Annotated in this window: 10 protein-coding genes and 1 pseudogene; 6 read left to right on the top strand and 5 right to left on the bottom strand. The window is 70.1% G+C overall.

Annotation, left to right across the window (positions count from 1 at the left end; genetic code table 11):
* Positions 1–37: 37 nt before the first annotated feature.
* Positions 38–673: a TetR/AcrR family transcriptional regulator gene (locus tag ITP53_RS60450; RefSeq protein WP_195898391.1), complete on the bottom strand. Its 636-nt coding sequence runs from the start codon at positions 671–673 to the stop codon at positions 38–40.
* Positions 674–757: 84 nt separating this feature from the next.
* Between ITP53_RS60450 and ITP53_RS27715 the strand changes: the two genes are divergently transcribed.
* Positions 758–1,453, top strand: a complete 696-nt coding sequence (locus tag ITP53_RS27715; RefSeq protein ID WP_195898390.1) for a GAP family protein — start codon at positions 758–760, stop codon at positions 1,451–1,453.
* Positions 1,454–1,563: 110 nt separating this feature from the next.
* On the opposite strand, the pseudogene ITP53_RS61250 reads toward ITP53_RS27715, so the two are convergent.
* The 4 genes and pseudogenes from ITP53_RS61250 to ITP53_RS27695 form a co-directional block, all read right to left on the bottom strand.
* Positions 1,564–1,779: pseudogene (locus ITP53_RS61250) on the bottom strand (LLM class flavin-dependent oxidoreductase); the annotation flags it as partial.
* A 110-nt stretch (positions 1,780–1,889) separates the two neighbouring features.
* On the bottom strand, positions 1,890–2,390 hold the full coding sequence (locus ITP53_RS27705; RefSeq protein ID WP_195898389.1) for a hemerythrin domain-containing protein: 501 nt from the start codon (positions 2,388–2,390) through the stop codon (positions 1,890–1,892).
* Positions 2,391–2,616: 226 nt separating this feature from the next.
* Positions 2,617–3,789: a hypothetical protein gene (locus ITP53_RS27700; RefSeq protein ID WP_207756497.1), complete on the bottom strand. Its 1,173-nt coding sequence runs from the start codon at positions 3,787–3,789 to the stop codon at positions 2,617–2,619.
* A gap of 140 nt (positions 3,790–3,929) precedes the next feature.
* Complete coding sequence (locus ITP53_RS27695; RefSeq protein WP_195898388.1) at positions 3,930–4,916, bottom strand: LacI family DNA-binding transcriptional regulator; 987 nt, start codon at positions 4,914–4,916, stop codon at positions 3,930–3,932.
* 494 nt (positions 4,917–5,410) lie between these two features.
* Between ITP53_RS27695 and ITP53_RS27690 the strand changes: the two genes are divergently transcribed.
* The 5 genes from ITP53_RS27690 to ITP53_RS27670 are packed head-to-tail and all read left to right on the top strand — an operon-like array spanning position 5,411 to position 12,240.
* The gene (locus ITP53_RS27690) at positions 5,411–6,919 is read left to right on the top strand and encodes an ABC transporter substrate-binding protein (RefSeq protein WP_195898387.1); all 1,509 of its coding nucleotides are present in this window, start codon (positions 5,411–5,413) and stop codon (positions 6,917–6,919) included.
* 29 nt (positions 6,920–6,948) lie between these two features.
* A complete protein-coding gene (locus ITP53_RS27685) occupies positions 6,949–7,884 on the top strand; it encodes a carbohydrate ABC transporter permease (protein ID WP_195898386.1) in 936 nt (311 codons plus the stop codon).
* A complete protein-coding gene (locus tag ITP53_RS27680) occupies positions 7,881–8,756 on the top strand; it encodes a carbohydrate ABC transporter permease (RefSeq protein ID WP_195898385.1) in 876 nt (291 codons plus the stop codon). The genes ITP53_RS27685 and ITP53_RS27680 overlap by 4 nt, the downstream gene beginning before the upstream one ends.
* Positions 8,757–8,780: 24 nt before the next feature.
* On the top strand, positions 8,781–10,403 hold the full coding sequence (locus ITP53_RS27675) for an alpha-L-arabinofuranosidase C-terminal domain-containing protein (protein ID WP_195898384.1): 1,623 nt from the start codon (positions 8,781–8,783) through the stop codon (positions 10,401–10,403).
* Positions 10,404–10,416: 13 nt separating this feature from the next.
* On the top strand, positions 10,417–12,240 hold the full coding sequence (locus tag ITP53_RS27670; RefSeq protein ID WP_207756496.1) for a glycoside hydrolase family 2 protein: 1,824 nt from the start codon (positions 10,417–10,419) through the stop codon (positions 12,238–12,240).
* The last annotated feature ends 191 nt before the right edge of the window (positions 12,241–12,431 follow it).

The raw sequence follows: 12,431 nt of genomic DNA, 5'->3' as shown, positions 1-12,431 counted from the left end.
GCCCGGAACACGACGCCATCGAGAAGCTCATTTCCGCTCACGGTTGGCGCGCACGAGGTACGGCTTTCAGCAGTGAGCGCAGCAGTTGTGCGGCGGTGTCGGCGGACACTTCGCCGGGCGTGTTCATGAGCTGGGAGGCGAGTCCGTCGACGAACGTGTGCAGGAGCGCCGCCCAGAGCTCGACCTGGGGATCAGGGTGCGGGAGCATGGCCTGGCTCAGATCGCCGGCCAGCTCGTGTCCGCGCAGGGCTGCGACGCAGTGACGGTGTAGCGCCCGTTGGTCGTTCCACGACGCGGAGCCTCCCTCTGGAGGGTGCTGACGTTCCCATTCCACGACAGCTGACCACAGCGCGTATTCCTCGCGCCGCTCGGCATCGAGCGGCAGCATCTCCTCCACGACCGAGGCGATCTGCTCGACCATCGAACCTTGAGCGCGGGACCGCTGCATGCGCGGGAGGACCCGTCCGCGGAGGGTGTCGGTGGTGGCCTGCGCGACATAGGCCTGCAATTCGTACTGATTCCTGAAGTAATGCCGCAGGGACCCGGTGGACCAGCCTGCTTCGGCGGCGACGCCGCGGACGGTCACGCCGGCAAGGCCTTCGCGCAGGATCACTCGGATGGCGGCCTCGCCGATCTCGGCCCGTCGCTGGTCGTGATCGACGAGTCGTGGCACCCGCACATGCTAACACGGGTGTGCTAGTTTAACTAAACAGGGTGTGTTAATTACGGCTCGCCGGCTCCCGGAAGGGGGACAGCTTTGTCGATCGAGACGATCGGGGCGGTGCTCGGACTGGCCCTGCTCGATACGCTGAGTCCCACAGTGATCGGGATAACTCTCTATCTGCTGCTCGCCAGGCCACAGCGCATGGGCGTGCTGCTGGGCGTGTACCTCGGATCGGTCGCGATCGCGTACTTCGCCTTGGGCGTCCTGCTCATGCTCGGCCTGGGCGCTGTCGTGCCACTGGTCGATGACACCGCGTGGGCTTGGGGACAGGCCGTCCTCGGCGTAGCGCTCATCGTGGGGAGCTACTTCATCCCCGGCAAGAACGCCGAACGCGCTCCCATCCGGGCCAGGTCCTTCACCATGCGCGCGATGCTGCTGTTAGGGCTGGGGACCTGGCTGTTCGAGTTCTCCACCGCCGTGCCGTACTTCGGCGCGATCGGCATCATGACCTCGGCCGACCTGCCCGCCGTCCAATGGTCGCCGCTCCTCGGCGTGTACGTGACCATCATGGTGCTCCCAGGCATCCTGCTCTTGGCAGCATGGGCCGCCCTCGGCGAGCGGCTGCGTGAACGGTTCGAACGGTGGCAGAACAAGCTCTCCTCCGGGTCCCGCACAGTAGTGAGCTGGATCGTCTGGATAGCAGGATGCGTGATCATCCTGGAGGCGATGGACACGCTGTTCACGGAGGTAACCGTCATCACTCCATGGGATCTGGGAGACATCCGCTGACTCAATGCGTGGCCGACGTCCCGCTCGTCGCCGCGCGCTCGGCGGCGCGAGCAAGGGCATCGGCCGAGATGCCGGCCGCAGTGGCGTGCCGACCGTGCCAGCTCAAGCCGGCCGCCGGAGACACTGTCGAGGGTGGCGGCCATGTTGGCCAGCACGGCCGGATGCCGGTAGTGGACGCTGGTGACCAGGGTGCCCAGGCGGATGCGCCGTGTCGCCTGGGCGAGGGCGGCCAAGGTGATCCAGCCTTCGAGGCGTGACGCGGCCGGCCCGGCGCCGTGGACGGGGTGGAAGTGGTCTGAGGTCCAGGCCGACTCGAAGACGTCCATCCCGTCGACGGCCTGCCACATGGCGAGCATGTCGGGCCACGTGGTGTTCTGCGGCGAAGTCTTGATCGCGAAGCGCATCTCGCGAAAGTAGCCGAGGATTTCAGCGGCCGCTAGACATCCCCGGTCAGCAGGAAGTCCGGTGGTGAGCCGTCCCAGCCGGGAACGTTCAGCGCGTTGAGGGCTGCGACGATCTTCCGCTCCTCGTAGGTGAAGTGGGATTCCAGCAACGCGGCCAGGCCGTCCAGTTCGGCTCGTACATGCTGCGGCTGGGCCGCGCCGGCGTCGTCGAGCAGTTCACGCAGCCTGCGCAGGATGTCATCGACCAGCCGATGGTCGCGTGTCAGCTCCTGGAGTACGGGCTCCAGCCGGGGGAACCGCCCGGCGAGAGCGGGAAACGCCCCACCGTCCTCGCCGGTGTGATGACGTTGTAGAGCGGAGCAGAAGGACAGGCAGTGTGCCCGCAGCTCGCGGGGGCGCTCGGCGCGGCCCTCCAGGTGGGCATCGACGTCCTCGCGGAGCCGGGCCAGCTCCTCGCGGAGCCAGAGGTGCACGCTGACCAGTTGGTGGCCGAACGCGGTCAGCCGGTCGTCCGGCGTGGTGGGTGTTTCCATGGGCATCCCATGTTTCGCGCGCCTCCATGGCCTCGGCGATCTGCTTGCCGGGTACACCGCGACGCTGACCAGGGATCCCATCACGCTTGCGACGACCCGTCAAACGGGCCGGCCCCCGCATGGGCGAGGGCTGTCGCCGGCCGGGGCACGCGCAGGGCCGAGTCCGCTCTGCGATCCGAGGGGACCCCGGGGGGACGGGGTCCCCTCGGATCGCGCCAACCCAGCGCTACCCCCGCTGCAGCGCCTTGAAGGCGTCGAGCCAGAAGCCGGGGGCGGACATCCCGGTGCCGCGCGGCTTGACGGTGTAGGGGGCGTAGACGCTGTTGAGCAGCCACGGGGTCTTGGTGGGACCGAAGTCGGTCACCATCAGGTCGTCCTGCTTGAAGCCGTACGTGGCGACCGCGAGGCGGCCGGTGCTCCGGTACAGCCGCAACTGGTCCTGCAGGAAGCCGGCCTGGCTGGTGAACCAGGGGCTGCTGGTCAGGAAGTCGTTCCACTTCCGCTGTCCGAACGGCTCGTCGATGGCGGCCTTGATCACCTGCCAGGCCTTGGTGCCGGGGGCGAATCCGTATCGTTGCGCGAAGTCGGGGGAGACGGTGTCTTCGAGGTGCTGCTTCCAGTACCACACGAGGGAGAACTCGGTGACGAGGAACGTCTGGTCGGCGCGCATGCGCGGCAGGATGTAGTCGAGGAACGGCTGCGTGTCCTCCGGCGTGGGGATGTGGGGATGGATGTCCACGCCCTCGATCTCCGGAGTCTCGCGGACGAAGGTCATCCAGCGCTCGGCGGCCGGGGTGTGCCGGTCGGGCAGGTCGAGCCGGTTGAGCGCGCCCATGTACAGCGTGGTACGGCAGTCCGCGCCGCAGTGCTCGCGCCGGTAGTCGATCACGTGCCGGGCGACGGTCTCGTAGAAGGCGTTGAGCCGGGCGTCGCGCTCGGCGGGCAGGCTCTCGATGAACGGCTCGTTGCCGATCGTGACGATGTCGACCTTGCCCAGCACGGCCGGCAGCACCCGGTCCAGGCGGGCCAGTTCCGCGGCCAGCTCAGGGCTGCCGGGCTCGGGGAAGGAGGCCCGGTCGTAGGGGAACTTCAGGCTCAGGATGGTCCGGTAGCCGCGGGCGGCCGTCTCGGTGATGGTGCGGATGGCGAAGTGCTCGGCCGGATCGCCCTGGTCGGTGGCGGGCATCGGGAAGAACCCGCGGACCCACCGGGCACGGGCCTCCTGGAGCTCGCGGTAGTTCAGCGAGTCGAGGTTCTGGTTGAAGTTCGCGCCCAGGGCGCCGTAGGCGGGGGCCGACGGCTGGTCGTCCATGGGGGTGCCTTTCTCAGCGATGGCGGGCGCGGCGCCCGAGACGGCCAGAGCCACGGTCAGTGAAATGATCGATAGTCGGCGCAACATGGCATTGCTCCCTGGTGCTCGAGGATGGGTGCTCGAGGGTGATCGATGGTCGTCGACGCACTCGCGGCCATGTTTGCGCTAACTCGATCAACCTGTCAATGGCTCTTCAGTGACTGTGAGGGCGGGGGGTGAGGGCGCCGTCAGCGGTTCGGCGGCGCGGTGGAGGCGCGGATCACCAGCTCAGGGCGGACGAGCCGCCCGGCGGTGGCGACGGCCGGTGGCTTCTCGATCTGGGTGATGAGGTGATCCAGGCAGCGGCGTCCCACCGCGGCCAGGTCTTGGCGGACGGTGGTCAGCGGCGGGCTCAGGAAGGGTGTGAAGTCGAGGTCGTCGAATCCCACGACGCTGAGGTCGTCGGGCACTCGGAGGCCTGCCTCGGCCGCGGCGCGCAGGACGCCGACGGCCATCTGGTCGTTGGCGGCGAAGATCGCGGTGACACCGTCACCGGTGAGCAGGCGGCGGGCCGCGGTGTATCCCGAGTGCGGGGACCAGTCGCCGGTGGCCGCCGGAGGAACGGGACATCCCGCTCGTTTCAGCAGCCGTTGCCAGGCGGCCCGGCGTCGTTGCGCGGCGTTGGAGCCGGTCGGTCCGGCCACGTGGTGGACGGTGGCGTGGCCCAGGCCGAGCAGGTGCCCGACGGCGGCGCGGGCGCCGGCGGCCTCGTCCATGCCGAAGGAGGGGTGCGGGTACGTGGTCTTGCTGTCGGCGATGACGAGCGGCACCTCGTCGGGGAGCCGCAGGTGCGGGGTGTCCAGCACCCTGGCCTCGATGACGATGACGCCGTCGACCGCCCGGTCGGTGAGGCCGCGGACCGCGGCGCGCACGTCCTTGGCGGTGGGGGCGTCGACCACCGCGACGCTCACGGAGTAGCCGCGCGCCCGGGCGCCGGCCAGCACCGCGTCGAGGATCTGGACGTTGCCGACGGTGGTGAGGTTGAACATGACGACGCCGATGGTGCCGAACCGGCCGGTGGCTAGCGCCCGGGCGGCGACGTTGGCACGGTAGCCGAGCTGCTTCATGGCCGTCTCGACCTTGGTCCGCGTCTCGGCGGTCACCCGGTCGTTGCCGTTGACGACGCGGGACACGGTCTGCCCCGAGACCCCCGCGAGCTTGGCGACGTCGGCCATGGACGGCCCTCCGGACGCCCCCGTCCCTGGTAGTCGAGCCACGCCGGGCCGTCTCCCTTCGTCGTCGCAGCAGCGGGCACACGCGCATCAAGGCGGTCGGCGAGGCCCCGGTGATCGGCACCTTCGAAGTCGCTCAAGGACGTGTCGTCGTCCTAGCCGCCGCCAGAGTACATCCGCGCATCCCACGGCGGAAATCGTCGATCGAGGCCGGAAACCGCTGGTGCGGCCCCATCCGTGGGCTCGGCCACAGCGGTGTCGTGCCGCGGTCCGAGCGCCGTTCCGATTGTTTGCGCAACCATCAATAGCATGACACGGCCCGGCAGTGTACGCAGCCCACAGCCTCGTGGCGATCGATCGGAAACCTCTCCGTCACAGCCTTGACGCTGCCTGGTAACGGTCGTAAGTTTGCGCAAACATAGATCCGCTCGGCCGAGGTCCTTGGCATCAGAGATGAGCGGGACAGGTCCCTGACGAGCCGACGAAGAGGAGTCGCCATGGGGCGGCATCACCACATTTTCGGAACCGAACCCGGCATGACCAGGCGCGCGCTCATCGGCGGCACGGGCGCCGGCGCCCTCGCGGCACTGCTCACCGCGTGTACCGGCGGCGGGCAGATGAGCCGGCAGAGCGCGGCCGGGGGCAGCGGATCCCTTCAGTGGTGGGACCAGTTCCGGCCGCTGACGAAGATGTTGCAGAACGATCTCTTCGCTCCGTACATGTCGGGACACCAGGGCGTGAAGATCGAGCGGCGGCAGATGGACGCGCCCGACCTCGGTCAGGCCCTGCAGGTCGCCCGGCGCAGCAACCAGATGCCGGACGTGCATTCGCTGGCCGGTCTGGGCGGGATCTCCCCGGCCGCGCTGGTGAGCGAGGGGTGGTTCCAGCCGATCGGGAAGCTCGCCGACGTCGCGGGCAGCCCCGTCGGCGAGATGCTCTACGACGGCGTCCACCGGTTCGACGGCGAGATCTACTCCTTTCCCCCGTTCTCGGGCCGCTGGCACGACGCGGTGCCGTGGTTCAACACCGCCCTGGTCAAGGGCGCCGGCGTCGATCCCGAGGAGGAGCCGGCCACCTGGGACGGGTTACGCGAGGTCGCGCGCCGCATCACGAGGGGCAACGACAGCGGCGCCTACGGGATCGTGGTGCCGAGCAAGGACACCGAATACCTGCAGTTCCTGGTGCACCGGCTGGCCATGGCCGCGGGCGCGCCGGGACCCGGCGCCATCGACTGGAAGACCGGCGACTACGTCTACGACTCCCAGGAGTACGTTGAGGCGATCGAGTTCCTGGTCGCGCTGCAGACCGACAAGGTCGTGCACCCCGCGTCCCCGTCGATGGGCGCCCGCGACGCCCGGGCCCGATGGGCGGCCGGGCAGGCGGGCGTCTACCTGTGGGGCGCCTGGTTCGTCGGCGGCCTGCTCGTGGACGAGCCGGAGGCGGTCGAGCGCGGCGTCGGCGTGTGGCACATCCCCTGTCCGGAGAAGACCAGGAACTTCGTCTACAACCCGCCGCAGCCCGGCACGTTCTGGGTGTCGAGCCAGTCGAAGCAGGCCAAGACCGCCGCCGACGTCATGCTCCAGATGACGACTCCGGAGTTCCAGGCCAAGCTGGCCGCCGCCATGGACCAGCCGCCCGCGCTGGCCGAGGTCGTGGCGGAGGCGGACGTGCACGCGGCCTACAAGCAGTGCGTCGCCAACTTCCAGGACGACGTGCGGATCGGCCCGCTGCCCGAGGTCGGGACCCCCGGTGTCTGGCAGGTGCTCGCCGAGATGCGCGACATCCACCCGAACCTCGGCGACATCGTCCAGTCGGTGCTGACGGGCTCGACCACGGACATCGCCGGCGAGTTGCGCCGCTACAACGAGAAGCTCACCGCCGAGCGAGAGCGCGCGATCAAGGTCGTGAGCGAGGAGAAGGGGGTCCAGGTCGGGCTCGACGCCTGGGTGTTCGCCAACTGGGACCCGAAGGCGGACTACGACCAGCAGGCCTACGCTGCGCGCTGAGGCGGCGAGCGCGGCTGGACAGGAGCGAGATGACGACAACTCACGAGCGGGCCCGCCGGATGGGGTGGCCGCGACGCGTGCGGAAAGACTGGTGGATCTACCTCTTCCTGCTCCCGACCATCCTCGGGTACGGCGCCTACACCATCTACCCCCTGCTGGCCTCGTGGTGGTTCGCGTTCCTCGACTGGCCGGGCTTCGCCGTCGGGGGGACGTTCATCGGCGTCGAGAACTTCGAGCGGCTGCTGGGAGACGACCTTTTCTGGAACGCGTTCTGGAACTCGATCGTGTTCCTGGTGATCGCGGTCCCCCTCCGGGTCGGGGTGGCGCTCCTCCTGGCGATCGTGCTGAACCGGAAGAAGACACCGTTCAAGGGGTTCTTCCGCACATTGTTCTTCCTGCCGGTCGTCACCACGGGCGCCATCGTCGGCGTCGTCTTCACCCTGCTGCTCGACGCGAGCGGCCCGGTGAGCCTGTCCATGGTGTGGGCGGGGCTGATCGACTCGCCGGCGAACTTCGCGGCGGAGGCGGGCACCTCGCTGTTCGCCGGGATCGCCGTGTGGGTGTGGAAGTGGCTCGGCATCACCCTCATCTACTGGCTGGCCGCGCTGCAGACGATCCCGCAGGGCGTGCACGAGGCCGCGATGATCGACGGCGCGGGCGCCTGGGCGGAGTTCAGGCACGTGACGATGCCGCTGCTGGTGCCGTTCCTGGTCATCATCACGCTGATCGACACCGTGGCGGCGCTCAACGTCTTCGACCTGCTGCAGACCCTCACCGGCGGGGGCCCGTCCTTCTCATCCGAGGTGATCGAGATCTACATCTTCCGTACGGCCTTCCAGGCCACCGTCCCCCAACTCGGCTACGCCTCGGCCGCGGCGGTGCTGTTCGGGCTGCTGACCATGCTCATCGCGATCACCCAGGCAGTGGGGGTCCGCTGGGCCCGCGGCCGGATCGGCCCGGCATGACGGCCCCCGCGCAGGCCGGCGCGACGTCGCCGGCCCGTCGTCGCCGGCGGCCCAGTCCAGGTCAGGTCGTGACCGTCGCCGGGCTGGCCGTGCTCGGCGGCCTGTGGGTCTACCCGTTCGTCTGGCTGGTGTCGGCGTCGCTGAAGACCTCTCCCGAGATCTTCGGCCGGGGCCTGAACCTGCTGCCCGGCGAGCCGGTCTGGGAGAACTACGCCCGGGCGTGGACGGAGGTGGGCTTCGCCAGCTACTTCGTCAACACGCTGGTCATCACCGCCGGGACGGTGCTGCTCGTCGTCGTACGCAGCGCCCTCGCGGGATACGTGCTCGGCCGCTACGACTTCGTCGGCAAGAAGCTCCTCATTGGGCTCTTCCTGGTCACCTTCTTCCTGCCGGAGGGCTACACGATCATCCCGATCACCCAGCTGACAGACCAGCTCGGGCTGCTGAACACGCACACCGGCGTGATCCTCGGGCTGGGCGCGGGCGGGCAGATCGCCTCGACGCTGCTCTACGCGGGCTATTTCCGGCGGTTGCCGAAGGAGCTGGAGGAGACCGCGCGCCTGGACGGGGCCGGGCATTTCACGGTCTTCTTCCGCGTGATGCTGCCGCTGGCCTGGCCGATCACCGCCACGGTGGTCATCCTGACGTACCTGTTCGCCTGGAACGTCTACCTGCTGCCGCTGGTGTTCACGCTCAGCGAGCCCGACCTGCGCACGCTGGCCGTCGGCATGACGGTCTTCGTGGGGGAGCGGGGCACGGACTGGTCGGGGATGGCCGCGGCCGCGGTGATCTCGCTGATCCCGGTGATGGCCGTGTTCGTGGCGCTGCAGCGCAAGTTCGTCGACAGTCTCGCGGGAGCGGTGAAGCAGTGAGTGACCGGAATGGAGTTCTCTGACATGTCCGCACGTGAAGCCTTGGTGACGGTCGACACGCGCCGGCCGCTGGGCCGGATCGACGACGACGTCTACGGGCATTTCCTGGAATCGGCCTTCTTCGGCAACATCGAGGGCGGGGTCTTCGACGAAGGGTCGCCGCTGTCGGTCGAGGAGCCTGGACTGCTGCGCGGCGTACGCGCCGACGTGCTGGAGTTGTGCAGGGAACTGGGGCCGGGGCCCATTCGCTGGCCCGGGGGCAACTTCACCTCGGCCTACCACTGGGAGGACGGCGTCGGCCCGCGCGAGACGCGCCCGCGCAGGCTGGAGCTGGCCTGGGGCGGGCAGGAGTCCAACCGGTTCGGCACCGACGAGTTCCTGGCCTGGTGCGAGGCGGTGGGCGCGGAGCCGTACCTGGTGCACTCCTGCCGGGACGTCGACGAGGCGGTGCGCTGGGTCGAGTACACCAACGCCGCCCAGGATACCACGCTCACCGGCCGCCGCGCGAAGAACGGCCGCGCGGAGCCGTGGAACGTGCGTTACTGGGGCGTCGGCAACGAGGTCTACGGCCGCTGGCAGATGGGCCACCGGACCCCAGAGGAGTACGCCGCCGCCGCCCGTGAGCACGCGGGCTTCATGCGCCTGGTCGACCCGTCCATCCGCCTGGTCGGGGTCGGCATCCCCTGGGACCAGGAGGAGTGGACGCGCCCGGTCCTGGCGCGGGCCGGCGCGCTGTTCGACTACCTGTCCCTGCACCTGTACGGCGCCGGCACCCAGCTGTGGACCGGAGACGACTACGACGCCGTCGTCGCCCAGTCCCTGTTCTTCGAGCGGGAGATCCACTCCTACTCCCAGCTCGTCACCGCGATCGCCGCGGAGACCGGCCTGGAACGCCCGCCCGCGCTCGCGCTCGACGAGTGGACCATGCGCCACCTGGAGCCCGCCGCCTGGCCGGATCCTGAGCCGGGTGAGGACGGCGGCATCGCCCCGCGCGAGACCGCGGACGTCGACGATGCCGGCCGCAAGGTGCGGGTGAACCGGTGGAGCCCGCGTACGGTCGGCGATCTGGTGTTCTGTGCCGGGGTGTTCCACGCCATCCACCGGACCGTGGACCTGCCCGCGCCCGTGCGCATGGCCAACCCGGTGAACCTGGTCAACGCCAACGGGCTGGTGGTCGCCCGCCCGGGCGGCGCCCTGAAGTCGGCCATCTACCACGTGTGGCATCTCTACCGGCACCACACCGGCCGTATCGTGCTGCCGTCCCAGGTGGACGGCCCGGCCCGGTCGGCGGCGGTCCGGCTCGGCGACAACCGCGGCCCCGACGGCCGGCTGCTCACGGCGCCCATGACCGTGCCCCACCTCGACGTGTCGGCCACCCGCGCCGACGACGGGTCGGTGCGGATCGCCGTCGTCAACCGGCACCGCGACGAGACCGTGCGGCTCAGGCTCGTCCTCGACGGCGCCGCGGCGAACACGCCGGCGAGCGCGCGGGTCCGGACCCTCGGAGCCGACGTTCCCGGCCTGGACGCGGTCAACCTGCTCGGTGCGCCGGACACCATCGCCACCCGGGACCTTGGTCAGGTCGAGGCGAGCGGCGGCACGTGGGCTGTCGCGCCGCACTCGGTGACCGTACTGACCCTCGACTGAGATCAGGAGAACTGTGATCGACTACCCTCGCCCGCTGCTGGTACGTCCGGACTGGCAGGACCTGTGCGGCCCATGGGGATTCGCGGCCGACGATGACGACCGGGGCCTGGCCCTCGGCTGGCACCGCGACGCAGCCCCCTTCACCCGCACGATCGCCGTGCCGTACCCGCCGGAGAGCGAGCTGTCCGGCCTGCGCGAGACGGCGCCGCACCCGATCGTGTGGTACCGCCGCACGCTGCGCCCCGACCGGGCGCCGGGTCCGGGGGAGCGGCTCCTGCTGCACTTCGGAGCGGTGGACTACCGGGCGCAGGTCTGGTTCAACGGCGTGTACGCCGGCGAGCACGAGGGCGGTCACACGCCCTTCACCTTCGACGTCACCGACGCACTCGTGCCGGGGGAGGAGCAGGTCGTCGTCGTCCGCGCGCAGGACGAGTGCGACGACGCCACCCAGCCACGCGGCAAGCAGGACTGGCGGGCCGAGCCGCACGGCATCTGGTACCACCGCACCACCGGGATCTGGCAGCCCGTCTGGGCGGAGGTCGTGCCCGCGCTGCACATCCGGCGGCTGCACTGGACCCCCGACGTGCCAGGCGCCGCCGTCGCCGTCGAGGTCGAGCTCTCCCGCAGGCCGGAGCGGCCCGTCGACGTCCACGTGGTCCTCACACTGGGCGAGGAGGTCCTGGCCGACCAGACGTGCCGCACCGACCGCGCGGACGGCCGCTGGGTGATCTCCGTCCCAGCCGCCCGGCACCAGATGGAGCTGTCCAGGCTGCTGTGGACCCCCGACTCGCCGACCCTGCTGGACGCCCGGGTCGAGCTGCGCCGCGACGGTGAACCGCTCGACGCGGTGACGTCGTACGTCGGTCTGCGCAGCGTCGGCATCAGGGACGGCAGGTTCCTGCTCAACGGCCAGCCGCGTTTCCTGCGCCTCGTGCTGGCCCAGAACTACTGGCCGGGCTCCCACCTGGCCGCGCCCGACGCCGGCGCGCTGCGTCGTGAGGTCGAGCTGGCCAAGGAGCTCGGGTTCAACGGCGTGCGGGTGCACCAGAAGGTGGAGGACCCGCGTTTCCTGGCCTGGTGCGACCGGCTCGGCATGCTCGTGTGGAGCGAGCTGCCCAGCGCCTACGAGTACGCGCCCAGGACCGTCGAACGCCTGACCCGTGAATGGATGGAGGTCGTCGCCCGCGACCGCAGCCATCCCTGCGTGGTGACCTGGGTGCCGTTCAACGAGAGCTGGGGCGTCTGGCACGGGGTCGACGTCGCCGAACAGCGGCACGCCACCACCGCGCTCTACCACCTCACCAAGGCGCTCGACGGCACCCGCCCGGTGATCTCCAACGACGGCTGGGAGCACACCGAGAGCGACATCTGGGGACTGCACGACTACGCGCCCACCGGCGCGTCGATCCGGGAGCGCTACGCCGACCGGGAGGCGATCGCCCGGATCCTCACCGACCGGCCGCCCGCGCGGCGCGTGGCCCTGCTCGGCGACGCGGCCGGCCGTGGCCAGCCCGTGGTGCTGTCCGAGATCGGCGGAACCAGCCTTCGCCCCCGGGCCGGCGAGTCCTGGCACGGCTACGGCACCGTCGGCTCCACGGAGGAGCTGGCCGAGGCGTTCAGGCAGATCGTGACCGCGGTGCTCGACAGCGCCGAGCTCGCGGGCTTCTGCTGGACCCAGCTGACGGACACCGAGCAGGAGAGCAACGGGCTGCTGACCGAGGACCGGCGCCACAAGGTGCCCGTCGAGACCATCCGCCGCATACTCGACCAGCCCGCCAGGTCGGTGCCCGCCGAGGCCATCGACGCGGCTCGGCGCGCGGCCAGGCAGGACGACTGACCTCGCCACCGCGCCGTGGGACGACGGCGCGTACTACACCGGCGACCTCTATGAGAAGGCATCGACCCAGTGAACCTGCTGTTCCTGATGACCGACCAGCACCGCGTCGACACCCTGGGCTGTTACGGCAACCCGCACGTGGCCACGCCCAACCTGGACCGGCTGGCCGCCGGCGGCACGCGCTTCGATCG

The sequence above is a fragment of the Nonomuraea cypriaca genome, assembly GCF_015645445.1.
Lineage (GTDB): Bacteria > Actinomycetota > Actinomycetes > Streptosporangiales > Streptosporangiaceae > Nonomuraea > Nonomuraea cypriaca.
This window is presented reverse-complemented; position numbering and strand designations above follow the sequence as displayed.